At 70.9% G+C, this 23,899-nt stretch carries 21 protein-coding genes and 1 riboswitch; of the genes, 6 read left to right on the top strand and 15 right to left on the bottom strand.

Annotation, left to right across the window (positions count from 1 at the left end; translation table 11 throughout):
* Window positions 1-13: 13 nt before the first annotated feature.
* Window positions 14-1,258, top strand: coding sequence for an MFS transporter (locus ACQEV1_RS37300; RefSeq protein ID WP_433400670.1), 1,245 nt, complete (start codon window positions 14-16; stop codon window positions 1,256-1,258).
* An 11-nt stretch (window positions 1,259-1,269) separates the two neighbouring features.
* Here ACQEV1_RS37300 and ACQEV1_RS37295 read toward each other — a convergent pair whose 3' ends face one another.
* Genes ACQEV1_RS37295 through ACQEV1_RS37285 form a run of 3 tightly spaced genes read right to left on the bottom strand, consistent with a single transcriptional unit; the run spans window position 1,270 to window position 4,017 of the window.
* Window positions 1,270-1,899, bottom strand: a complete 630-nt coding sequence (locus tag ACQEV1_RS37295) for a DUF5825 family protein (RefSeq protein ID WP_433400667.1) — start codon at window positions 1,897-1,899, stop codon at window positions 1,270-1,272.
* 20 nt (window positions 1,900-1,919) lie between these two features.
* Window positions 1,920-3,824, bottom strand: a complete 1,905-nt coding sequence (locus tag ACQEV1_RS37290; protein WP_433406043.1) for a RiPP maturation radical SAM C-methyltransferase — start codon at window positions 3,822-3,824, stop codon at window positions 1,920-1,922.
* Window positions 3,825-3,864: 40 nt separating this feature from the next.
* Window positions 3,865-4,017, bottom strand: a complete 153-nt coding sequence (locus ACQEV1_RS37285; RefSeq protein WP_433400664.1) for a hypothetical protein — start codon at window positions 4,015-4,017, stop codon at window positions 3,865-3,867.
* 606 nt (window positions 4,018-4,623) lie between these two features.
* Here ACQEV1_RS37285 and ACQEV1_RS37280 point away from each other — a divergent pair.
* From ACQEV1_RS37280 to ACQEV1_RS37270, 3 genes are all read left to right on the top strand, one after another.
* Window positions 4,624-4,968: a hypothetical protein gene (locus ACQEV1_RS37280; protein ID WP_433400661.1), complete on the top strand. Its 345-nt coding sequence runs from the start codon at window positions 4,624-4,626 to the stop codon at window positions 4,966-4,968.
* Window positions 4,969-4,992: 24 nt separating this feature from the next.
* A complete protein-coding gene (locus ACQEV1_RS37275) occupies window positions 4,993-5,313 on the top strand; it encodes a hypothetical protein (protein ID WP_285635816.1) in 321 nt (106 codons plus the stop codon).
* 150 nt (window positions 5,314-5,463) lie between these two features.
* The gene (locus ACQEV1_RS37270; protein WP_433400657.1) at window positions 5,464-8,397 is read left to right on the top strand and encodes a BTAD domain-containing putative transcriptional regulator; all 2,934 of its coding nucleotides are present in this window, start codon (window positions 5,464-5,466) and stop codon (window positions 8,395-8,397) included.
* 94 nt (window positions 8,398-8,491) lie between these two features.
* On the opposite strand, the gene ACQEV1_RS37265 is transcribed toward ACQEV1_RS37270, so the two are convergent.
* The 11 genes from ACQEV1_RS37265 to ACQEV1_RS37215 form a co-directional block, all read right to left on the bottom strand.
* Window positions 8,492-9,565, bottom strand: a complete 1,074-nt coding sequence (locus ACQEV1_RS37265; RefSeq protein ID WP_433400654.1) for a cobalamin B12-binding domain-containing protein — start codon at window positions 9,563-9,565, stop codon at window positions 8,492-8,494.
* Window positions 9,562-11,166: a PP2C family protein-serine/threonine phosphatase gene (locus tag ACQEV1_RS37260; protein WP_433400651.1), complete on the bottom strand. Its 1,605-nt coding sequence runs from the start codon at window positions 11,164-11,166 to the stop codon at window positions 9,562-9,564. Before ACQEV1_RS37260 ends, ACQEV1_RS37265 begins: the two co-directional genes overlap by 4 nt.
* Window positions 11,167-12,759: 1,593 nt before the next feature.
* A complete protein-coding gene (locus ACQEV1_RS37255; RefSeq protein ID WP_433400648.1) occupies window positions 12,760-14,367 on the bottom strand; it encodes an acyl-CoA dehydrogenase family protein in 1,608 nt (535 codons plus the stop codon).
* Window positions 14,364-14,999: a TetR/AcrR family transcriptional regulator gene (locus ACQEV1_RS37250; RefSeq protein WP_433400645.1), complete on the bottom strand. Its 636-nt coding sequence runs from the start codon at window positions 14,997-14,999 to the stop codon at window positions 14,364-14,366. The genes ACQEV1_RS37255 and ACQEV1_RS37250 overlap by 4 nt, the downstream gene beginning before the upstream one ends.
* A 118-nt stretch (window positions 15,000-15,117) precedes the next feature.
* Window positions 15,118-15,729 carry a hypothetical protein gene (locus ACQEV1_RS37245; protein WP_285635834.1) on the bottom strand — a complete coding sequence of 204 codons (612 nt, stop codon included), beginning with the start codon at window positions 15,727-15,729 and terminating at the stop codon, window positions 15,118-15,120.
* A gap of 90 nt (window positions 15,730-15,819) precedes the next feature.
* Window positions 15,820-16,581 (bottom strand): CHAP domain-containing protein, encoded by a 762-nt coding sequence (locus ACQEV1_RS37240; RefSeq protein ID WP_433400642.1) that lies wholly within the window; start codon window positions 16,579-16,581, stop codon window positions 15,820-15,822.
* Window positions 16,582-16,591: 10 nt separating this feature from the next.
* Window positions 16,592-16,734, bottom strand: a riboswitch (cyclic di-AMP (ydaO/yuaA leader).
* A 553-nt stretch (window positions 16,735-17,287) separates the two neighbouring features.
* Window positions 17,288-18,058, bottom strand: a complete 771-nt coding sequence (locus ACQEV1_RS37235; RefSeq protein WP_433400639.1) for a sirohydrochlorin chelatase — start codon at window positions 18,056-18,058, stop codon at window positions 17,288-17,290.
* The gene (locus ACQEV1_RS37230) at window positions 18,040-18,753 is read right to left on the bottom strand and encodes a phosphoadenylyl-sulfate reductase (RefSeq protein WP_285635844.1); all 714 of its coding nucleotides are present in this window, start codon (window positions 18,751-18,753) and stop codon (window positions 18,040-18,042) included. The genes ACQEV1_RS37235 and ACQEV1_RS37230 overlap by 19 nt, the downstream gene beginning before the upstream one ends.
* On the bottom strand, window positions 18,750-18,932 hold the full coding sequence (locus ACQEV1_RS37225) for an Insertion element protein (protein WP_285576265.1): 183 nt from the start codon (window positions 18,930-18,932) through the stop codon (window positions 18,750-18,752). Before ACQEV1_RS37225 ends, ACQEV1_RS37230 begins: the two co-directional genes overlap by 4 nt.
* Before the next feature lie 64 nt (window positions 18,933-18,996).
* On the bottom strand, window positions 18,997-20,649 hold the full coding sequence (locus ACQEV1_RS37220; protein ID WP_433400635.1) for a nitrite/sulfite reductase: 1,653 nt from the start codon (window positions 20,647-20,649) through the stop codon (window positions 18,997-18,999).
* Window positions 20,650-20,952: 303 nt separating this feature from the next.
* Window positions 20,953-21,105, bottom strand: coding sequence for a hypothetical protein (locus tag ACQEV1_RS37215; protein WP_285576269.1), 153 nt, complete (start codon window positions 21,103-21,105; stop codon window positions 20,953-20,955).
* Between the two features lie 55 nt (window positions 21,106-21,160).
* On the opposite strand from ACQEV1_RS37215, the gene ACQEV1_RS37210 reads away from it, so the two are divergent.
* Together ACQEV1_RS37210 and ACQEV1_RS37205 are read left to right on the top strand one after the other, a co-directional pair.
* Window positions 21,161-21,958 (top strand): TIGR03084 family metal-binding protein, encoded by a 798-nt coding sequence (locus ACQEV1_RS37210; RefSeq protein WP_285635850.1) that lies wholly within the window; start codon window positions 21,161-21,163, stop codon window positions 21,956-21,958.
* 190 nt (window positions 21,959-22,148) lie between these two features.
* Window positions 22,149-23,267 (top strand): YihY/virulence factor BrkB family protein, encoded by a 1,119-nt coding sequence (locus ACQEV1_RS37205; protein ID WP_433400630.1) that lies wholly within the window; start codon window positions 22,149-22,151, stop codon window positions 23,265-23,267.
* A gap of 97 nt (window positions 23,268-23,364) precedes the next feature.
* On the opposite strand, the gene ACQEV1_RS37200 is transcribed toward ACQEV1_RS37205, so the two are convergent.
* On the bottom strand, window positions 23,365-23,874 hold the full coding sequence (locus tag ACQEV1_RS37200; protein WP_285635856.1) for a hypothetical protein: 510 nt from the start codon (window positions 23,872-23,874) through the stop codon (window positions 23,365-23,367).
* Window positions 23,875-23,899: the final 25 nt, after the last annotated feature.

Genomic DNA, 23,899 nt, shown 5'->3' with positions numbered 1-23,899 from the left:
GGATCGTGGTCGCATGAATGGGCTGGCCGTCCTCTCAGAACGCAACTTCCGGCGGTTCTTCGTCGGCCAGTCCGCGTCACTGCTCGGTGACGGCATGGTCATGGTCGCTCTCGCGTTCGCGGTGCTGGACCTCACCAGGTCACCCGCCGGCCTCGGCTACGTCCTCGCCGCCCGCAGCATCCCGATGGTCGCCGTCATGCTCATCGGCGGGGTCATCGCCGACCGATTCCCACGCCGTCGCATCATGGTGACCGCCGACGTCGCCCGCTTCCTCGGCCAGGCGACGATGGCGGCGCTGCTGATCAGCGGACATGCCAGGATCTGGGAACTCGCCGCCCTCCAAGCCCTGCACGGCGTGGCGACCGGCACCTTCAATCCCGCCTCCACCGGGCTGATCCCCTCCATCGTGACCGGCGGCCGACTCCAGCAGGCGAACGCGCTGCGCGGGCTGTCGATCTCGATCGGCAGCATCGCCGGACCCGCCGCGGCCGGTGTCCTGGTCGCGACGGCAGGCCCCGGATGGGCGGTCGCCGCCGACGCGGCCACCTTCGCCATCAGCGCGATCATGCTCACCCGGCTACGGCTCCCCGCGCACCTCCCACCGGCGGCGCAATCCTTCCTGCGGGACCTGCGCGAGGGGTGGAACGAGTTCAGTTCCCGCACCTGGGTGTGGACCATCGTCACCGTCGCCTCGTTCACCAACATGCTCTTCTCGGCGTTCCTGGTCCTCGGCCCGGCGGTCAGTGAACACTCCCTCGGCGGCCCCGCCGCATGGGCGACGATCGTCACCGCGATCGGCGTCGGGTCCGTGATCGGCGGCATCGCCGCCCTCCACATGCACCCGGCTCACCCGCTGCGGACCGGCGTACTCGCCCTCGCGCTCTGCCCCCTGCCCACCCTCGGCCTCGGCGCTCACGTGCCCGCCATCGCGGTGGCCGGCCTCGCCATGCTCTGCGGCATCGGCCTCACCGTCTTCAACACGCTGCTCGAGACCGCCCTGCAACACCATGTCCCCGACAAATCCCTGTCCCGGGTCAGCGCCTACGACTGGTTCGGCTCCCTCGCCGGCCAGCCCATCGGCCAAGCCACCGCAGGCCCACTCGCCGCGGGACTCGGCACCTACCCCATCCTCTGGCTGGCCGGCATCGCCCAGCTCCTCATCGCCCTGATCACCCTCGCCGTTCCTGCCGTACGCCGGCTGCCGGCGGGCGGCGAGCGCGAGAGATCGACTCCCGTCTCCACACGTCAGGAGTCCTGAGCCGGTCGGTGCTACACCGCCGAGTAGGGGATCGGCCAGCGGCGCAGCCGGAACGGCAACACCACGTGCCGCCCGGCGCCGAGCCGCAGCGCGAGGCCGGTGGTGAGCAGTTCGTCGAGCAGCCGACCGGCCGCCGCGTCGCCGGTAGGGCACGTCGGCGTGGACAGGAGCGTCTCGAAGGCGGTGGCCCACCGGCCATCCGCGACGGTGCGCAGCCGTGCGCCGTCCGGCCGGATATCGCGCAGGGCGAGGAAACCCGGCCCTCGCCGGTACGTGCACAGCCCGAAGCGGAACCGCTCTCCCCACCGCGCGGCGAACCGCCGGCCCGCCGCGTTCGCCGCTCCCGCCGGTGGGTGCAGGTGGACCACGGTGCGCAGCGGCCAAGGCGGTTCACCGGCGAGATCCCAGTGCAGATCCACCTGGCCGGCCGTCGCCTCGGTGAGCAACCGCAGAGCGACGACGTCGAGGTCCGGATCCGCGCCCAGCCGGATGGGGTCGAGCAGCGTCAGGGATCGCGATCCGGACTCGGCCTCGGCCACCACTCGTACGGCATGACTCGGGTCGGCCAGGAGTTCGTCGATGTGCACCGTCACGGCCGCCGGCCGGCGCGCACCCGAATCGGTCACCTCTGCCGTGTGCATTGAATCTCCCGATGAAGCGATCAAGGTGCCGGTACGGGCCATGGCAGTGGCACGGACAGGTCGACCTGGTCGGACGGGCCACGGATGCTCGTGGTGGTGAGCCCGACCCAGCGGTCGCCCTCCACGAAGACGAGTCCACGCTCACGGAGACCGTGCAGCCAGCGGAACAGCTCGTCGGGATCCCAGGGCACACCGGCCTCCTCGAGGCGGCGCAGCAGGCCGGTGGGTGTACGGCCGTACTCCAGCTCCAGCCAGGCGCGCTGTTCCCGCGGATCCTCCAACGTATGGTCCGCGGGCTGCCATCCGGCCCGCCGATCCTCCAGCACGAACACCCCGTCGACCTCGAACCGGCTCAGCGAGCTGATCGCATGGTCACGTGCCCATTCCTGCGCGGCGGTCCTCAGCGGTTCGACCTGTTCTTCGGTGAGGCCACTCGGCGGAGTGTCGAACAGGTACACGAGGTCGTGCATGCGCTCCGGGGGCAGGTCGTAGACATAGCGGTACGGCTCCGCCGGCTCGCGAGTCGAAAAGCCCAGCGACGGATCCTCGAAATGTGGGCTGAATCGATTGAGCTGGATTCGGGCCACGCTGTTGGGCGGCTGGAGGTGAACCAGAGCGGGCAGCTGCGCGACGAGTGAGAGGTAGTCCGCCACACGTTCGCCGGGAAAGCCGTACAGCCAGTTCCAGGCCACCGTCAGCCCGGCCGACTGGCAGTCCCGCAGCGTACGCACGTTGCGAGCCGCCGGCACTCCTTTGTCCATCCGGTGCAGGACGTCGTCCACCAGGGACTCGATGCCGGGCTGCACGCTGTAGACGCCGGCCGCCCGAAGCACACCGATCTGTTCGCTGGTGAGATTGGCCTTGACCTCATAGTGCAGACGCATGTCCCAGCCCAGGCCGGAAACCTGGGGCAGAACGTCCCGCAGATACTGCGGCTCAAGGATGTTGTCCACGACCGTGACGTCGAGGACCTTGTGACGCGTCACCAGGTGTTCCAGTTCGGCGAGGAAAGTCTCCGGCCGCTTGGCGCGAAACGCCATCGTGGTGCCGTTGAGCCCGCAGAACGTGCAATGGTGATGCTCTCCCCACCAGCATCCGCGGGCCGACTCCATGACCAGCTCCGGCTCCACGTACGCGCTCACCGGAGAGGCGTCGAACGCGCCGAACCAGTCGTCGAAGTCCGGCGCGGCCATGTGGACCGGCGACACCAGTCTCACCGGCTGGCGGTTCGCGTGTGGCGTGCCGTGCTCGTCACGCCAGCAGAGTCCGGGGACGGAGGCCAGATCACCCGCGCCGTCATCAGCGGCGAGCGTACGCAGCAGCAAGGGCAACGTCTCGTCGGCCTCACCGCGAAGCACCAGGTCGACGAAGTCGAACTCACGATGCAGCGCGACGCCCATCTCTCCGTCGCAGTTTCCACCGCCGAAGAGCACGGTGATATCGCCTCGTCGCTGCTTGAGCCGCCGGGCGACGGCGAGGCTGGGCACGTTCTGCATGAACGTCGTGCTGAATCCGACGACCTGCGGATCCAGTGCGATCAGCTCGTCGACGACGAGATCACAGAACGCGTCGGCCAGCTCACGCATCTTGCTCGCCTTCGTCAGTGAAAGTCCCCGACGAGCGGCGTACTGGCGCATTCCCTCGGCTCCGTACCCGTCCCCGTTCAACGCTCCGGCGAACACCCAGTCGCCCAGTGCGTGAGGGAAACCCTCCTCAGCGATGGCGGTGTAGTCGTACGGACCGAGCGCGCCATCGCTTTGCCGCAGGAGGAATTCCGCGAACCGCAGGCCACCGTGGTATGCCAGAGGTCTGTCGACGCCGTGCGCGACGCATGCCGAGGCGAGGACTCCAAGCTGCAGCGACGGCCGCGACACGTCATGCCAGGGCATGCAGACCAGGCATACCCTCGGTGAACCCGCAGTCATTTCCATTCGTCAAAGTGTCCGGACTCGTAACGGCCGGCGGTCAGACGTTGTCCCGGCCGCGTTCGGTGGACTCTCGTCGGCCGTCGGCCTTGACCTGCTTTTCCGGGGCGGCGTACATCGTCACGCCGGGCTTCGACGGACGCCATGCGTCGGCGATGTGCTTGATCTTGAGGGCAGACGCGGAGCTACTCACAGGTGTTCCGTCCTTCCAACATCGATCGGACTTGGCCACTTCTACGGTGAAACCAGGCTCGTAACGGCCGGCGGTCAGGATTCTCGGTTGCGCTCAGTGGACTGAGCCTTACGGTCATCTCGTCGGCCGTTGGCCAGGGCCAGCTTCTTCGGGGCGGCATTCATGATGAGGCCGGGCTTCGATGGACGCCATTCGTCGGCAATGTGTTTGATCGCGAGGGCAGAGGTGGAGCTACTCACAGTTGTTCCGTCCTTCCAGCTCGCAGCGGCCGGCGGTCAGACGTTGTCTCGGCCGGGATCGGGCATGGTCAGCCTTTTTGAGGACTGATCGATAGTCGTACTGGGCCTCGACGGACGCCATTCGTCGGCGATTCGTTTGATCGTCAGGGCAGGCATGGAACTACTCACAGTTGTTCCGTCCTTCCGGTATCGATCCGACTGGCCACCTTTAGGTGAACGCTGCTCACGATGAATCGGCGCCCGGCTACGGTCAAGACAGTTAAGGTATTTTCGAAGCTTATATACGGTCTCGGTGTCATTGTCGTCCTGAACAGGTGCGCAATGATCGGGCAACGGGTTCGCAACGCGCTCACGCGACGATCGGGGCATGAATGATCAACCCCGCTCCAGGCGCCTCAGGCGCACATCGTCGAAACTGCTGGCAGGCGCGATGCTGATGCTGGCGGCGTCGGGAACGGCCGTCGGGCTGACCGCGGCGCCCGCATCCGCCGATCCCGGATCCTGCGGAGTACGCGTGGACTCCTATCCGGCCGGAGGACTCCAGCAGAACTATGTCGTCCGGAACAAGTGCGCGACCGCGTACAACTTCGCGGTCATTCTGCCGAGCGCGAGCAGGCAGGCCTACCCGGGCTGTGTGAGGCTCCAGGGCGGCGAGACCTATACCTACTGGGCGGTCATCGCCGACGCCAACTGGTACGTCACTCTCTGCTGATCTGTCGTGAAAGGAGTTCGGCACATGCGCAAGCCCATTCGTAAGACGCCACTCGTTTCCCTGCTCATCCTGACCGCCTCCGTAGTGGTCGCCGGCGGAGTGACGGCGTCACCCGCCTCCGCCGATCCCGGGTTCTGCGGGGTCCGCGTCAGCATGCAAGAGGGCGGTGGGCATCAGGAGATCTACACCGTCCGCAACCAGTGCGGCACGGGATACAACTTCGCGGTCTTCCTCCCGAGCCTCGGCCGCCGGGCGGACCCGGGGTGCAAGTACATCGGGCCCACGGGAACCACCGGCTTCTGGAGTGTCCAGGTCGACCCGAACTGGTACGTCCAGGTCTGCTGAATGATGGTCTCCGAGCCGTCCCTGGACGGCTCGGAGACCATCCACCGGCATGACCTGCTCGCACACGACCGTGTCGGCGCCACGGGCTAACGTGCTCCCTGTCGAGCCGCGGCACAGGGCCGCGGATAAGTGCTACCCCCGGGGCGTGCGATGCGGATGCGAGCCGGCGTGCTGGGCGAGATCGAGGTGATCCTCGGCGATCGGGAGATCGACGTGGGTCCCGCCCGGCGCCGCTGCGTTCTCGCGGTGCTCCTCGTCGAGGCCAACCGGGTCGTGCCGGTCGAGGAGCTGGTGCGGCGCGTGTGGGACGGCGCCCCTCCCGCCAAGGCCACCGCGTCGCTGCGCAGCCACCTGTCGCGCCTGCGCATGGCGCTGATGCCGGAGGCCTGCGCGATCGTCCGCCGTTCCGGCGGCTACGTCCTGACGATGGACGAGTCGGCCGTGGACATCCACCACTTCCGGCGTCTCCTCCTCCAGGCCCGGACGGCCGGCGACGACCAGGCGGCGGAGCTCTTCGAGGAGGCTCTGCGCCTGTGGCGGGGCGAACCGTTCGCGGGTTTGGACAACCCGTGGCTGGCCGCCGTACGCGAGGCGGTCCGCGCTGAGCGACTGGCGGCCGAGCTCGACTACCACGACATCGAGCTCCGCCGTGGCCGGCACGGCCGCCTTCTCGCCACGCTGTGGGCCCGCGCCCAGGAGCATCCACTGAACGAGCGTCTCGCGGCCCAGCTCATGCTCGCCCTCTACCGCGATGGCCGCCCGGCGGACGCTCTGGCCTGCTACCAGCGCATCCGCGACCGCCTGGTCGACGAACTGGGTGCCGATCCCGGTCTCGATCTCACCCGTCTGCACCACCGGATCCTCACCGCCGATCCCACCCTCACTCCTCCCGCGCCCAGACCACGCGCCCTCGTCCCGGCGGCACGAGAGCCGTCCCTTCACGCGTTCGCGCTCGCGCGATTCGCGCCGCCGGCCCCCGAAGCCCCCGCACGTCCGGCACCGGCGACCGGACGGTCCGACCTGCCGAGGGACGTCAGCCACTTCACCGGCCGTACGGAAGAGCTGTGCCGGTTGCTCGAGGACGCCGACGACGTGACGTCCGCGCCCGTCTTCGCGATCGACGGGATGGCGGGGGTGGGCAAGACGGCGCTGGCGGTACACGCCGCTCACCGGCTCGGCGTCCGCTACCCGGACGGGAGCCTCTTCCTCGATCTGCACGGCCATACGCCCGGACATGAGCCGCTGACCTCAGGAGCGGCCCTGGACAAGCTGCTGCGAGCGACCGGTATGCCCGGTGCCGAGATCCCCGACGATCTGGATGAGCGGGCCGCCCTCTGGCGGGCCCGGTCGGCGGGCCGCCGCCTGCTCCTGGTTCTGGACAACGCCGCCGACTCGTCCCAGGTCCGGCCGTTGCTTCCCGGCGCGCCCGGCTGCCGCGTTCTGGTCACCAGCCGCCGTCGCCTGGTCGAGCTGGACACCACCGCGACGCTTTCCCTGGACGTTCCGCCGCTGGACGAGGCGCTGGCCTTGTTCGCCCGCGTCATCGGCGACTCGCGTGCGCGGGCCGAGCCGGCCGCCGCCCGTGAGGTCCTGGGCCTGTGCGGCCGGCTGCCGCTGGCGATCGGCATGGTGGCCGCGCGGCTGCGCAGCCGTCCGGCCTGGACGGTGGGGCACCTGTCGGGACGACTCCGGGAGGAGCGGTTGGCCGAGATCGCCACCGGTGTGGCGGCGGCGTTCACGATGTCGTACGAGCACCTCGTCCCGGACCAGCGCCGGCTGTTCCGCCTTCTGAGCATGCACCCGGGCGCCGACTGTGACGCCCACCTGGTCGCCGCGCTGCTGGCGACGGACCTGAACGAGGCCGAACGCCTGCTGGAGCAGCTCGTCGATCTCCACCTCCTTCAGCAGCCTCGCCCGGGCCGTTACCGCTTCCACGACCTGCTGCGCGAGCACGCCCGCTCCATCGCCCGAGCCGAGGAGCCGGAGGCGAGCCACCACGAGAGCCTCCTGCGGATCCTCGACTACTTCCTGTTCACCGCCGCCCACGCTCGCCGCCGGTTCGCTCCAGGCCAGCGCCGGCTCCCGCTCGACATCACGCACCCGCCCGCGCACGTGCCGCCGCTCGACGACCACTCCCGCGCCATCGCGTGGTGCGAAACCGAGGCCACCAACCTCACCGCCGTCATCGACCACGCGGCCGAGCACGGCCGCCACACCCACGCCTGGCAGCTCGCGCATGTTCTCCAGCACTTCTTCGACATCCGCGGCCGTACCGACGACTGGATCAGCACACACCGACGCGCCCTGGCCGCGGCCGACGCACTCGACGACCCGCAGGCGCAGGCCGAGACCACGCGGAGCCTCGGCGTGGCCTACTGGCATGCCGGACGCTACGAGGAGGCACTCGCCCACGGCACCCGTTCCCTCGACCTCTGCCGGCGGATCGGAGACAGGTGGGGCGAGGCCACGACCCTCGTCGGCTTCGGCGTCGCCTACCGTGCGATGGGCGCGCTCACCGAGGCGTTCGACTGCTTCGAGCAGGCCCTTCACCTCTACGACGAGGTCGACGCGACGTGGGGACGGGCCCTCGCGCTCACCAATCTGGGCATCGCGTGCAGCGACGCGGGGCGCCATGACGAGGCGGTCATCCGTGGGACGCAAGGCTTGGACCTCTACGGCACGACTGAGGACAAATGGGGCGAAGCGCTGGCGTTGACCAGCCTCGGCATCACCTACCGGCGCACCGGCCGATTCCAGCTCTCTCTGGCCCACCATGAACGAGCACTGCGGCTCAACCGCGAGATCGGTGACGTACGTGCCGAGTGCAAGGTCCTCAACGATCTCGGCCACACTCACCACGCGGCAGGCCAGAGGGCCCACGCGGAGGCCTACCACCGCCGGGCCCTCGCCCTCGCCCTCGTCATCGACGACCTCTATCAAAGGGCCCAGGCACATGAGGGAATAGGCGAGGCCACGCTCACCACGGCCCCCGACGCCGCCTATCACCATCTGCGGGACGCCCTGACGATCTACACCTGGCTCGGCGTCCCCCAGGCCGCCTCCCTGAGCAACCGCCCGCGCTGACGCCGTACCGTGCGGAAGAAGGCCCGGAGGGAGGGCGCCGAAGGCGGGGCCCCAGCCGCGGACGACCGCTGCCCATCCCGTTCCCGGACGAGGACTAGCGGACCGTGGTCGCGCCCTCCAGGGCGACGTGGCCCGCCTGGAGCAGGCCGACGGCGCGAGGGAAGTCCTTCAGCTGTTCGGCCAGCAGGTCCAGCGCGAGGCCGACCGAGTGGGCGGGGACGCCGCGCGCGGTGAGGATGTCGCCGGTCCAGGCGATGAAGCGGGTGAACAGGTCCGAGTCGTCCAGGTAGAGGGCGACGCCGAGGAACTCGGTGATGTGGGCGATGTCCTCGGCGGTGTGCTGGCGCTGCTGGTCGGTGTAGTCGGCCATCGCCGGAAAGCGTTCCTGCAGCTCGGCGAGGACCGCCGCGACGAGCCGGTGCGCGCTGCGGGTGACCAGCGTGTACTCCTGGTCGGCCAGGTGCGGCAGGTCCTCCACCGCCTGGTGTGCCGGTGGCGGGGCGAACGGCCGGGAGATGAGCTCGTCGAGCCGGTCGGCCGCGGCGCGGGCGTTCGGGGCCCAGGCGTCGGCGCAGAGCCGTTCGGCGTAGCGGCCGCGGGGGCCGAACGCCGCCCCGCCGGCCATGACCGGGACGCCCGCGGCCTGGCACGCGGTGATCGTGGCATGCGCGGTGGGCAGGCGGGTGGGGATGGAGGAGGACAGGGCCAGCGCGTCGGGGCCCGTACGGTGCAGGTGGTCGATCAGGTGCGGAACGGGGACCTGCGCGCCGAGGAAGTCGACCTCCCAGCCCCGCAGCCGCAGGGTCTCGGCCAGCAGGCGGGCGGGCAGGGCATGCCACTCCCCGTCGACGCACGCCACCGTGACCCGGCCGCGCCGCCGCTTCTGGGGCGGGGGCGTGTGGTGGGCGAGGGCGGCGATGACGCGGTCGTTGATGGCCGTCGCGGTGTGCTCCTGGGCGACGCTGATGCGGTTCGCGGCCCATTCGAGGCCGACCTTGGCCTGTACCGGCGCGATCACGTCCAGGAGTGCCGACTCGGCGTCCAGGCCGGCGTCCACGGCCGGCAGGATCACCTCGACGGCGGCGTACTCGTCGCCGTCGCGCACGGCGTCCCACAGCCGGGGGACCAGGACCTCGGGGTTCAGGCGGTCCGTCGCCGAAGCGGTCATCGGGTTTCCTCGCGTCGTAGGCGTCCGTTGGGCGGCGCGGTGATCGCCACGACGGCCATGTCGTCGTGGTCGCGGCTCCCGGCCCACTGCGCCGCGAGCATCTGCACCCGCTCCACGACGGCTTCGGCGGGCATCCCGGCGCACCCGGCCAGGGCCTCCGCCAGCCGCTCCTCGCCGAACATGACGTCGCCGAGCGGACCGCCGCGGGCCTCGGTGATGCCGTCGGTGTACAGCACGCACGTCTCGCCCGGCGCCAGCTCCACCTCGGCGGTGGTCGCGTCGATGTCGGAGAACACCCCGATCAGGCAACCACGGGTCGCGGCCTCCTCGACGCCGCCGCCGGACCGCACGATGAGCGGCGGCGGATGTCCGGCGCTGGTCAGCCGGAGCCGTACGCTGCCGCCGGCCCGGATCGCCGAGGCCAGCACCAGGGTGGCGAACCGGCTGGACTCGGTGTGCAGCAGCGCCCCGTTGAGCAGGGACAGCATGCGCATGTGGTCGCCGGCCATGGGCAGCAGCGCCTGCAGCGTGGTGCGGATCTTGCCGGTGGTGACCGCCGCCTCCAGTCCCTTGCCGCACACGTCGCCGAGGACGGCGAGGGACTCGACGGCCTCGTCGCCGCCGGGGTGGACGTCGTAGAAGTCACCGCCGACGAGCTCGCTGCGCACCGAGGCGCGGTAGCCGCCGGCGAAGTCGACGCCGTGGACGTGGTGCAGCCGGGGCGGCAGCAGCTCGCGCATGAGGATCGTGGTGACCCCGGCCTGCTCGGCGTACATGCGGGCCGCCGACAGCGCCGCGCCGGCCCGCGCGGCGAAGAGCCGGGCGAAGACCTCCTCGTTCTCGCTGAACGACGGCCGGTCGCTGCGGCGCAGCAGGATGAGCGCGCCGGCCGGGATGCCGTGCCCGGGCAGCGGCGTCACCGCCACCGCGCCGACCGGCCCATCGAAGCCCTCCGGCACCGCCCACGAGGGGAGTTCGGCCGGGTCGATCCAGCGGGAGGGGATCGGCGGAAAGCCCTGGAGCGCCTCGCTCAGCCCCGGCACCTCGGCGGCGTCGGCCTGCACCGTACGGCGGGACACGTCCGCGCCGCGGATCGTGAAGGCCGCCGGCAGCCGGGTGCCCACGGCGGGCGCGATCAGCACCGCGGCGTCGGCCAGATGCTCGGCCGCCAGGCGTACCGCGACCTCCATGCACCGACCGATGTTCAAGGTCGACAGCAGGGCGTTCGACGCCTCCGCCAGGAGCGCCGTGCGCTCCCGTTCCGTCGCGAGTTCGGTCTCGGCCGACCGCCGGTCGGTGTCGTCGACCAGCCACCAGATGACGTGACCGTCCGGCGAGGGGGTCGGGTGCGCCTCGAAGCCGCGTTCCCCCGCCTCGCCCCGTACGGGCTCGGGGTGGTGCCCGTCGACCGCGCGGTGCGCCTCCGCCAGCCAGCCGGCCGTCGTCGCGGCGAGGCTCGTCCCTGGTTCCGCTCGCGGGAACAGCCGGGCGGCGGCCTCGTTGAGCTCGACCACCCGCCCGTCGGCGGCGGCCATCACCACCGGGTAGGGGGCGTCGCTCCACCGGGCGGCCGTCACCCGCTCGGGGCTCCGCCGGTCCACGGAGGTAACGCTGGAAAGGTCCACGCGCCGGGCCCGCGGTCACGCGAGCCCCCACCACCTTCGCGCTCGAAAATGTTGCTTGAAGACAACAGTCCCTTATGTGAGGTAGGAGAAGCAACTCCTGTCACGCTAGCCGCTCATCGAAATGCCTGGTCCCGGCGCTGGCGTCCGCCGCCCCCGTCGCGGCACGCCGTACTGTCGCCGTCCCCGTGCGAGCGTGACCGGTACCACGGCGTCGACCGGAGTCTCAGGTGCCGCCCGGCCTGAGATCCGACCCAGACCAGATACCGCTGCGAAGCGGCCAGGCACCGGCCGACCTCGGTCGCGACGATCGCACCCACGCCGTGGCCGAACCCCGAAGACACCGCCGACGACCCGCGACCTCACCCGGCTCGGCGTCTCGCCGTGCCGGGCACTCGGGCCGGGCAGGTCCAGCAGCAGGACATCCCAGTCGTCCGGCAGCTGCCGGACCAGCGGGTGGTACGCCACCGCCGAGCTTCCGGCGTGATGCAGGACCGCCACGCGGACAGCGGCGGGTACCGGCCGCGGGCCGATGGAAAGGCTCACTGGTCCGCCCCTGACGGCGCGCCGGCCGGCGCGACCGTCGACCGCTTGGCGATCGCGTGGGCGAGCTGGTTCACGAGCGGCATCAGCACCCCACACCATTGGGCCACAGGGCCAGGGCGATGCCGCCGGCCAACGCCACCCGAGTGCTGAAACGCGTCCGTCCCTCATTCGCGGGAGATGGTTTTGCGCTGGCTCGGGCGGCATGACAGGTGTCGCAAATACATCAAACATGTGTTGTAGTGTTCTATCCCAATCTGATCCTTTATGGGCGAGTCTCGGTCGCGGAGGCCGTCACCCGCGATCCCTCTCGATGCGATTTCTGGGGACGAAGTGGCCGGAAGCCTGTCAGGTGCGGGTGCGGGTGCGGGTGCGGGTGCGATCCAGGAGGGTTTCCTTTCGCCGGGCGTGGCGGGCCCTTCACCGGAGATGCTTCGAAAATATGTTAATTGTCTTGACCGTGGCCGGGTGCCGATTAACTGTAAAGGACAGTTTCGGTTGATCGGTACTGGAAGGACGGAGAACCGTGAGTAACTCTGCGTCTGCGCTTGTGATCAAGTGCTTTTCCGACGAATGGCGTCTGTCGAGGTCGAGTACGGGCAAAGACGCAGCGCCACGAGAGCCGGTCAAGGCCGGAGCCGTCGATCGGTGAGGCGACCCTAGGGCTCAGCGAATCGCGTGCGGCCGAGACGACCGACCGCCGGCGATCGCGAGTCTGGATCCACGACGGTCGGCGACGTGGCCGCCCTGCCGGGGAGCCTCCTGGTCGCCATGCCGGGCCCCGCCTCCGGCCGCCACCTGCACGCGCTCGCCCGCGGCCGGCGACCTCGTCGCCGACCGCGGGCTGACCCTGCTCGGCGTGGCCGTGGGCGACCTGTACGACGACCGGGCGGTCCAGCTCTCCCTGCCGCTCGACCACTTCGCGTCGGCGGCGCTCGACGGTACGGTCGACGAGGTCCGCGACCGCTTCGGCGGGCGCGCGATCGCACGGGTGCGAATACAGCCGTCCGCGCGCGCTGGACGGTCGAGCTATCCGGCCTTCGGGGTGGCGCGGGCGATGATGGCGTCGAGGTCCAGGCCCGGGGGGAGGGTGCCGAAGGCGGTGCCCCAGTCCCGGTCGAGGCGGGAGGCGCAGAAGGCGTCGGCGACGGCGGGGTGGCCGTGCCGGACGAGCAGGGCTCCTTGGAGTACGAGGGCGAGGCGTTCGACGATCCGGCGGGCGCGTAGTTCGGCCGTGGCGGTGTCGGTCAGTTCGTTCTTGATCCGCGTGACGGCCTCGTCCAGGCGCCGGTCGGCTCCTGTCGCCGCGCCGACCTCGGCGAAGTACGCCTCCACGGTCTCGGGTTCCTTCAGCATGGCCCGCAGCACGTCGAGCGCGGCGACGTTGCCCGACCCCTCCCACACGGAATTGAGCGGGGACTCACGGAACAGCCGGGGCATGCCCGACTCCTCGACGTAGCCGTTGCCGCCCAGGCACTCCAGGGCCTCGGCGCTGTGCGCGGGCCAGCGCTTGGTCACCCAGTACTTGCCGGCCGCCAGAGCGAGGCGCTTGAACGCCGTCTCGCCACGGTCGGTCGCGCCCGCGAGCCGCAGCATCAGCACCGTCGCGGCCTCGGACTCCACGGCCAGGTCGGCCACGACGTTGCGCATCAGGGGCTGGTCGATCAGGGCGGCGCCGAACGCCTGCCGGTGGGTGACGTGGTGCGCCGCCTGCACCAGGCCCTGGCGCATTCCGGCGGCGGCGCCGATGACGCAGTCGAGCCGCGTCATGTTGACCATCTCGATGATGGTGCGGACGCCACGGCCCGCCTCGCCGACGCGCCAGGCGACGGCGCGTTCGTACTCCACCTCCGCCGAGGCGTTCGAGCGGTTGCCGAGCTTGTCCTTCAGCCGCTGCAGGCGCATCGGGTTGAGCGTGCCGTCGGGCAGGACGCGGGGGAGCAGGAAGCAGGTGAGGCCCTCCGGGGCCTGGGCGAGCACGAGGAAGACGTCGCACATCGGCGCGCTGGTGAACCACTTGTGCCCGGTCAGCAGGTACGTCCCGTCGGCCTGCGGAACCGCGCGGGTCGTGTTGGCGCGTACGTCCGAGCCGCCCTGCTTCTCCGTCATCGACATCCCGGCGAGGATGCCGGCCTTGGTCAGCGGCGGGCGCAGGCCGAAGTCGTACGTGCCGGAGGTCAGCAGCGGTTCGTACTCGCGGGCGAGGTCGGGCTCCTGGCGCAGCGCGGGCACGGCGGCGTACGTCATCGAGATCGGGCAGCCGTGCCCGGCGTCGACCCGCCACACGTAGAACTTGGCGGCGCGGGCCACGTGCGCGCCGGCGCGCTCGGTCCACGCGCGGGCGTGCAGTCCGTGCCCGACCGCGACCTTCATCAGCTCGTGCCAGGCGGGGTGGAACTCCACCTCGTCGACGCGGTGGCCGTACCGGTCGTGGGTGCGCAGCACCGGGCGGTACTCATTGGCGAGCCGGCCCCACTCCTGCGCCTCCTCGCCGCCGGCCAGCCGGCCGAGCTCGTGGATCTCCTCGGTCGCCCAGCCGCCGCCCTCGCGGAACAGCCCGTCCAGCAGCGCCGGGTCGTCGGCCACGTCGTAGCCGGTCAGCGGAGGGACCTGGTTGAACACGTCATGCGTCGTCATGAGACCGCTCCGATGCTGCGCTGGACGAAGGTGATGAGGTGAGCCGTGCCGCTGGAGACGTCCGGGACCGGCGCGGTGACGGAGGCGTCCGTCACGGCGGCGCGCGCCGCCAGCGGGCCGATGAGGGCGTCGCCGATCGCCCCGACGAGTGCCGCCGCGCTCACCTGGACGTCCTGATCGGGCAGCTCGCCGGTGGCGATGCCCCGGGTGATGAGCACCCCGATGGCGTCGGCGAACGCGCGCCGGAACACCAGCCGCTCACCGTCGACGGCCGGGTCGGCGGGCTCGGCGAGCAGCGCGTACGCCATCCGCGGGCCCCGCAGCGCGCGGCCCGCGAAGGTCTCTACCACGGCGGCGATCGCCTCGGCGGCGGTGCTCTCCAGGGCCACCGCCCGCGCCACGGCGTCGACCTCGCGCCGGCTCGTCGTGCGGAACACCTCCGCGACCAGGTCGGCCTTTGCCGGGAAGTGGCGGTAGACGCTGCCGGTCGCGACGCCGGCCCGACGGGCCACGGCGGCCACCGAGCATCCCGCGTAGCCGTGCTCGGCGACGATCGCCACTGCGGCGGACAGGATGCGTTCACGCGAGGCGCTCAGGCGCGCTTCGACGCGGGGCGTACGGCGGTACGGCATACAAGAATTGAACCCTAGTTCACTTCTTAGGCGCAACCGCGTAACGCCGAAAAAGGTTCGGGGCCCCTCGGGTGGAGGGGCCCCGAACGCCCCCAGGGGGGAAGGGGGCGGAAGAGGGCTATTTCTCGGACACTCCGGTCGCCATGTCGTAGCCGGTGCCCGAGTGGCGGTAGACGGGGCCGTTACCCATCTCCAGCACCTGGAACTTGATCGGGATCGAGTTGGACCGGGTGCCGGTGAAGTACTGCATCATCTCCTCGGACAGGTCGATGATGGCCGGCGGGCTGTGCTGGGCGACCGCCCACTCGGCCGGGCCGAAGTCCTCGACCACGCCGACGGCGCTCTTCTTGCCGACGGTGATCTTCACCTTGGTGCCGAGCGGCCAGTACGGGCTGGCGATCGTGTGGTACGACATCGGCTTGCCGGACGCGGTCTGCGCGTCCCAGAACGACGTGCCGGTGGAGACGCCGGTCGGCAGGGCGGCCTTCTTGTCGGCCTTCTCACTGGGAAGCTGCCGGGGCAGCTTGGCCGTGTGGCCCTCCGTTCCGGGCCCCACGAGGCCGGAGTCGCCCTGCGACACCTGCACGGCGCTCGTACGGGCGGCCTGGGAGGACGTGGAGTGGACCAGTGCGGCGGACGCGCCCGCGCCCGCCACGACGACGCCGGCCGCGACCGACGCGAACGTCTTGCTGGTGAATCGATCCAGATACTTGTTGCTGATTCTGAACATGGGGGGTTGGCCTCTCAGCACAGGGGAGACGGGGACGGTGTGCAGGGCGGGCCGCCCCGGCCGGCCGTGCGGCCGGGGCGAGGGGAGGGCTCAGGCGTCGTTGGAGCCGTACTCGGGGTAGCCGTAGCCGACGACCGTGGACTTGTCGCGCGTGCGGATCTTCACGGCGTTGTCGGTGTTGCCCTCGATGGTCTGGATGGTGCCGTCGTGGTTGTCCTTGATGACCATGCCGACGTGGTCGATGTCGTCGATCGACTTGCTCCCGCTCCAGGAGAAGAACACGACGGCGCCGGGCGTGGCGTCCTCGCCCCAGCGGCCCTGGTCCTTGAACCACTGGGCGTGGGTACGGGTGAACGCGTCCGCGCCCATCCCCTTGACGCCCAGCTGGGCGCCGATCCAGGACACGAACATGTCGCACCAGTTCGCGTTGGCGTAGTCGGAGACCTGGCCGCCGTCGCGCTCGACGCCGCGCTCGGCCCACGGGGAGGAGACGAACCACTTCTGGAACTTGGTGCCGCCGCCCGAGGAGTCCTCGCTGACGCCGACCTGGGAGGTGGCGAGCTTCAGCGCGTCGCTCGCGGTGGGCAGCCACTCGCGCTTCTTGGCGGCGACGTTGCCGGCGCTCTTGTCGGACAGGGCCAGCGTGTGCGGTTCCTTGGGGGAGGCGGCGGTGCCGTGGGGAACGGCGGCCATCGCTTGGGCCGAGACCGCGTCGACGTTCTGGGAGGATCCGGCCGGGGCCGCCGCGATCAGGCTGATCGCGGTCGCGCCGACCGCGGTGACGGCGGCGAGGGAGCCGCCGAGTCTGGTGTTACGCAGCAGACGGCATGACTTCTTGTGTCGACCTGACACGTTGAGCACTCCTTTGCTTCCATGCCGCTTACCGGGTTAGCTGACGGGTTCGGGCGTGGAAGCTGCCCTACGGCGCGAGGGGATGCGCCGATTCACCCCAGTGGTGCGGTGGGTCCCCGGTTCCGCGATGTGCGGATTCAGCGGGAGCCGTCTCTGAGCGGACGGCTCGAAGAACAGGGGGATGGCGGCCGCGTGGGCGGCCACTTCATTCAGGTCTAGGGGATCTTGTCGTCCATTCGTCCGGTGCACTTTCACTTCCCGGCGCCTGCCGATGGCCCCGAGGGCTCGGGCGGGAAGTCACCCGGTGGGCACGCTGTTGGCGTGCCACATGCCCTGTGAGAGACACGAGGGGCCTGGCTCCGTCGCTGCGCGGCGGATGCGGCGCGTTCGCCGAACCGGCATCGAGGCGGATCCATGTGGGGGGATCGCAGGGGATGCGCAGAGCGGCGCGGTTATGAACCGTCGCGGCCTTGGAAGGGGGGCCCATCTCACGCGTCGTCGCGTGCCGCACTTCGTGGTGCTGGGGGGCAGGCCCTGGCCGGCGGGGATGTTACGGACGGCGCATGGGGGGCGCCGCCGGTCAACCGAACATAGCAAACATATTTCGGGCCGTAAAGGGGAAATATGGACACTCACCGCCTCTGACCTGCGAGAAGATCACATCGGCGGTCTGTCAACCCCCAGAACCCTTGCGAAATAAGGGTTTTCAGCCCACAGCAGCTTGATCACCCAGCGTGATGATCTCGGTGTAACGCTGCTCGATGATCTCGGCCAGCTCGGGCGCCGCGCCGAGCGCCCCCGAGACCGCCACCGCCCCCGCCGCGAGCGACTCGTCGCGGACCTTGTCGGCGAAGTAGCCGGGGGCCAGGAAGTAGGAGGCGACCGCGACCCGCGGGGCCCCGGCGTTCAGCAGCCTTCGTACGGCCTCGGCCGGCGTCGGGCGCGCGGCGGAGGCGTAGGCGGGGACGACACGCCGCCAGCCGCGCCAGCCGCGGGCCATCCGGCCGATCGTCGCGTTGGCCGACGGGTCGCTGGACCCCGCGGCGGCCAGCACGAGCGCCGTGTCCGGGTCGGGCGTCACTCCCGCCTCGGCCAGCCTCCGCTCCAGGGCCGCGGTCATCAGCGGGTGCGGCCCGAGCGTCGCGCCGTACCGCAGGCGCATCCGCGGGTGCTCCCGGCGCACCTCGGTCAGCGCGCCGGGAATGTCGGTCTTGCTGTGGTACGCGGCGGTCAGCAGGAGGGGGAGAACGACGGCCTCGCCCGCGCCGGTGCCGGCGCCGGCGAGCGCGCCGAGCGCCTGGCCGGGCGTCGGGGGCGCGTGGTCAAGATAGGACGTCACGACCCGCAGCCCGGACCGGCGGCGTACGAGATCGAGCAGGTCCTCGACCGTCGCCGCCGCACGCGGGTCCCGGCTGCCGTGCGCCACCGCCACCAGCGGCGGCGGAGGCGCGCAGGTGATCAGAGGTTGATGCCGCATTCGGACTTTCCGGTGCCGGCCCACCGGCCGCTGCGCGGATCGTCGCCGGGTGCGACCCGCTGCGTGCACGGCTCGCACCCGATGGAGGGGTAGCCGTCGTACTGCAGCGGGTTGACGAGGATGCCGTTCTTCTCGATGTAGGCGCCGAGCTGCTCGTGCGTCCACCGGGCGAGCGGGTTGACCTTGACCTTCCCGCGCGAGGCGTTCCACTCCACGACCCGGGACCCGCGCCGGTGCGAGGTCTCCTCCCGGCGGATCCCGGTGATCCACGCGAGGTACGGCTCCAGGGCGCGGTTCAGCGGCTCGACCTTGCGCAGGTGGCAGCACAGGTCCGGGTTCCGGCCGTAGAGCCGGGGACCCAGGTCGCGCTCCTGCTCGGCGACCGTACGCGAGGAGGTGACGTTCACCACGTTGACCGGGTAGACGGCCTCGACGGCGTCGCGGGTGCCGATCGTCTCGGCGAAGTGGTAGCCGGTGTCGACGAACAGCACGTCGATGCCCGGCCGGATCTTGGCGGCGATGTCCACCAGCACGGCGTCCTTCATCGAGGACGTCACGCAGATCCGGTCGCCGAAGGTCGCGATCGCCCAGCGAATGATCTCCTCGGCCGGCGCCTCCTCGAGGGCGTCGGCGGCCGACTCGACGATGTCGGTGAGGTCGAGCGCGGCGGTCGGGCGTTCGAAGGTGAGCGTCATCTCGCGCCTCCCTTCGGCGCGGCGGGGACGGCGGTGCTGAGCGCGCCGGTGCCGATGAACCGCAGCCGGAACGCGCGGGTGCAGGCACGGCAGTGCCAGCCGCCGCCGTCGCTCTCGTACGGCTCCAGGTCCTCGTCGCCGCAGTAGGGGCAGTAGAAGGGGACCGCTCGTTCAGTCATGAGTCCTCCTTCGTCGGAGGAGTCACTGAGGGCGCCGTGTTCTCGGTTCGCTCACTCCGTTCGCTCATTTCAGGTCCTCCTGTTCCGCCCGCTGCACCCAGTCGGCGAAGGACTCGCCGTCGCCGCGCTGCTTCTGGTAGCGGCGCAGGACCCGCTCGACGTAGTCGGGCAGCTCGTCGGCCGTGGTCTTCAGCCCGCGGACCTTCTTGCCGAAGGCGCCGCCGACCGCCCCGCCGAGGTGGATCTGGTAGCCCTCGACCTGGTTGCCGTCGGCGTCGGTGACCAGCTGGCCCTTCAGCCCGATGTCGGCGACCTGCACACGCGCGCAGGAGTTCGGGCAGCCGTTGAGGTTGATGCTCAGCGGCTGATCGAAGTCCGGGAGGCGCTTCTCCAGCTCCTCGATGAGGTCCATGCCGCGCTGCTTGGTCTCGACGATCGCGAGCTTGCAGTACTCGATGCCGGTGCAGGCCATCGTCTGCCGCCGGAAGGTCGAGGGCCGCACCTGCAGGTCGTGGGCCTCCAGTTCGGCGGCGAGGGCCTCGGTGCGGTCCTCGGGCACGTCGAGGATGACCAGCTTCTGCTCGGTCGTCGTGCGCACCTGACCCGAGCCGTACTCCTCGGCCAGGTCGGCGATCACGTGCAGCAGCTCGCCGTTGACCCGGCCCACCCTCGGCGCGAACCCGACGTAGTAGTTGCCGTCGCGCTGCGGGTGGATGCCGACGTGGTCCCGCCGGGCGTCACGGGGGGCGCCCGGCGCCGGCCCGTCGGGCAGCTGGTAGCCGAGGTACTCCTTCTCCAGCACCTCGCGGAAGCGCTCGGGTCCCCAGTCGTTCATCAGGAACTTGAGCCGGGCGCGGCTCCGCAGCCGCCGGTAGCCGTAGTCGCGGAAGATTCCGATGACCCCGGCCCAGACCTCGTGCGCCTGCTCGGGGCGGACGAAGGCGCCGAGGCGCTTGGCGAACATCGGGTTGGTGGACAGCCCGCCGCCGACCCAGAGGTCGTAGCCGGTCTCGCCCTCGTCGTTCACCACACCGACGAACGCGATGTCGTTGATCTCGTGGACGGTGCACTGCGCCGTGCAGCCGGACATCGCAGTCTTGAACTTGCGCGGCAGGTTGGAGAAGTCCGGGCTGCCGATGTAGCGGTCGTGGATCTCCTCGAGCTGCGGGGTGGCGTCGATCACCTCATCGGCGGCGATCCCGGCGAGCGGGCAGCCGAGGATCACGCGCGGGGTGTCGCCGCAGGCCTCCGTCGTGGACAGGCCGACGGCCTCCAGCGTCTCCCAGATCGCCGGCACCGACTCGATCTCGATCCAGTGCAGCTGGATGTTCTGCCGGTCGGTCACGTCGGCGGTGCCGCGCGCGTACTTGCTCGACACGTCGGCGATCGCGCGCAGCTGGTCGAGGTTCAGCCGGCCGCCGTCGAGGCGGACGCGCAGCATGAAGTAGCGGTCGTCGAGCTCCTCGTCCTCGAGGACGGCGGTCTTGCCGCCGTCGATCCCCGGGCGCCGCTGCGTGTAGAGCCCGTACCAGCGGAACCGGCCGCGCAGGTCGGCCGGGTCGATCGAGTCGAAGCCGGCCTTGGAGTAGACGCCCAGGATCCGGTCGCGGACGTTCAGTCCGTCGTCGTTCTTCTTGTTCTCTTCGTTCTTGTTGAGCGGTTCGCGATAGCCGAGGGCCCACTGACCCTCGCCTCGCCTCCGCTGACGGGGTGGCATCGTGCGCGTCCTCCGTGGTGGGTGGTGGACGCGGAGCACACCGGCAGGCTCGCTGCTGGCTCTACGCTGAGCTTAAGGAAATCCGACACCGGCATACCGCGCGCCCATGAGGCAGTGGCGGTTGATCAGTGTCAACGACAGATGGCGCTGCCCACGCGGAGAAAATCGACGTGCCGGCGCATCACCAGCAACGGGTTCGCAGCAGCCATACACCGATGATGACATGCCGTTCGATGAGTGTCCAACCTTGTCCGATATGCGAAACGGCGTCCCATCTCGGTGGCCTGAACCCGGCGCGGTGTCTCAGCCCTGGCGGAGCCAGTTGACCGGCGGCTCGGACCCGTCCGGGCCGGTGTCCGGCTCGTCCTTGTCGTCCGGGGGCTGGTGCTGGCAGTCGCACCACGTGCCGCCCCGGCACTCCTCGTGCCGCCGCTCGCGGCACGCCTCACAGATCATGCTCCCATTCTCGCAGCACGGACCGGCACCGAACGCCGTTCTGTACGCTGATGCGATGGGTGTGGCGACAGAGGTGCTGATCCGTGACCTGAGCGCCGAGACGGCCGACCTCGACCGGCTCCTCGGCCCGGACGTGTGGGACGTTCCGACTCCGGCCGAGGGCTGGGCGGTACGGGACCAGATCGCCCATCTGGCGTGGTTCGACGACGCGGCGGTGCGCGCGGTCACCACGCCGGAGGCGTTCCGCGACGAGGCGCGTGCCGCCGCGGCCGGGGGCCTGGACGCCGACGCGCTCACCGCGGAGCGGCGGTCGATGCCGGGGGAGGACCTGCTCGCCTGGTTCCGCGCCGCCCGCGCCGGCCTGACCGAGACGCTTACTGCGGCCGACCCGAGGACGCGGATCCCCTGGTACGGCCCTGACATGGGTCTCGCGTCGTTCGCGACGGCGCGGCTGATGGAGACCTGGGCGCACGGGCAGGACGTCGTCGACGGCCTGCGGGAGGCCGGCCGCGACGCGGTCCGCGAACCCACCGACCGGCTGCGCCACGTGGCCGAGATCGGCGTACGCGCGCTGCCGTGGAGCTTCGCCGTGCGCGGGCGCCCCGCCCCGCGCGTGCCGGTGCGGGTCGAACTCACCCTGCCGGGCGACGGGCCGTGGACCGCCGGGCCCGAGGACGCCGCCGACGTCGTACGCGGAACGGCGCTGGACTTCTGCCTCGTCGTCACGCAGCGGCGGCATCCGGCCGACGTGGATCTGGCGGTCTCGGGCGCCGTCGCGAAAGAATGGATCAGTATCGCCCAGGCGTTCGCGGGGCCGCCGGGCGCCGGACGCCGCCCGGGACGGTTCACCTGAGCCGAGGACCGGCGGGGATGAGGGAAGGGCGGTGGATGGGCGGCACGCGTATGAGGCGTACCTCCCGCCGGGTGCCCGGCGGCGACGGGTGTCTCCGTGCGCCGGACCGGCCGTACGCCGGGTGGCGCGACCTCCCCCGAAGTGGTCGTCGCAGCGCGTATCGGACGCGTCACGGCTACGGTAGACCTTCGTGACCACCCTCTCCGATGCTTCGGCGGGTGTCGCCGAGGTCTCGGTGCGCGCCCGAATCCGGTCCGCCGTGTGGCGGGTCGTCCGCGGTACGAGCGTCTCCGCGTTCCGCTACCGGGTGACCGGCCTGGCCGCGGAGGCCGCGTTCTTCACCCTGCTGTCGCTGCCGCCGCTCGTGCTGGGGCTGATCGGCACGCTCGGGCACTTCCGGTCGATGCTCGGCGACGACACGGTGTCCGACATCCGCACGTGGGTGATCGAGAAGGCGCAGACGGTGCTGACCGAGCAGTCGGTGGACACCGTCGTGCGACCGCTCCTCGACGACGTCCTGCGGGGCGGCCGGGTCGAGATCGTCTCGCTGAGCTTCCTGGTGTCGCTGTGGGCCGGCTCACGCGCGCTGAACGTCTACGTCGACACGATCACGATCGCGTACGGCCTGTCCGGCGTGCGCGGCGTCATCCGCACCCGGCTGCGCGCGTTCTTCCTGTACATCGCCGGGCTCGGCGTCGGGCTGGTGGTCATCCCGCTGCTGGTCGCGGGCCCGACGCTCGTCCTGCGCTGGCTGCCCGAGGGTGCGCGGGTGCTGCACGTGCTCTACTGGCCGGTGCTGATCGTCGTCTCGATCGTGTTCCTCGCCTCGCTGTACTACCTCAGCGTCCCGGTGCGCACGGCCTGGTGGCGGGGCCTGCCGGGCGGCGCGGTGGCCCTGGCGATCTGGGCGCTGGGCAGCCTCATCCTGCGCCTCTACCTGGACGGCTCCGCGTCGGGCGTGTCCGTGTACGGCTCGCTGGGCGCGGCGATCGCGGTCCTCGCCTGGCTGTACGTCACCGCCCTGGCCGTGCTGATCGGTGCCGCGCTCAACGCCGAGATCGACAAACTGTGGCCCGGCGAGTACACCGCGCGCGCCCGCGCCGAGGTCGCCGAGGCGCGCGCCCGGGCGGCGAAGAAGCAGCTCCGGGCCGCCGAGCGGCGCGTCGAGGCCGCCACGACCGACGAGCCGGAGGAGCCCACCGCGCCGGAGGAGGACGCCGAGCCTCAGGAGCCGCGGGAGCCGCGGGAGCCGCTGGAGGCGCGGGAGAGCGAGCGCGAGCAGGCCCGCCCGGAGTCCCGCAGCGCCTGACCGATCCGCCGGCCGGCGGAAGACCGGTCGTCTCCGGGCCGCCGCCCGCACCTGTGATCGGCCTGCCGCCCGCGCGGGCGGAGGAACCACGGGAAGGTCAGGCGCCGGGGGAGGCCAGGTGGTCGACGGCGGGCGGCGGGCCGGAGGACACCGGACGGGGTCTGGCGGTCCGCCGCCGGGTTCGCGGGTCCCCCGAGGTCGTCTCCGGACGTCCCGGGCCGTCCTGGGGGCGTCTGGAACCGTCCTCCGCGTGTCCCCGGACGTCCGGGCCGCGTCCCTGGCCGTACCAGGGGCGGGCGATCGGGGTCCACCGCGCGAGCAGTTCCATCGCGTCCGGGAGCGTCTCGGCGAAGATGTGCTCCACCACGTTGCCCGCGTTGCCCTCGAGTTGGAGCAGGAACTGCAACGGCGGCGTCTCCCGGGAGTAAAGCGTCAGCGAGACCGGCACCGACGGCAGCTCACCGACCTGGCACCACGCCTCGTACCCCAGGTTCGCCACCGCCGCGCGCACGTCACCGCCGTACGGCTCGCAGATCGCCATCACCGGGTCCTCGCGTTCCACCCACGAGCCGTTGACCAGGCACCATGCGTGAATCATCTCGTTCATGATCACACCCCACGGTAGGCCGGGC

The sequence above is a fragment of the Actinoallomurus sp. CA-142502 genome (genome assembly GCF_050936355.1).
GTDB classification, from domain to species: domain Bacteria; phylum Actinomycetota; class Actinomycetes; order Streptosporangiales; family Streptosporangiaceae; genus Actinoallomurus; species Actinoallomurus iriomotensis.
This window is presented reverse-complemented; position numbering and strand designations above follow the sequence as displayed.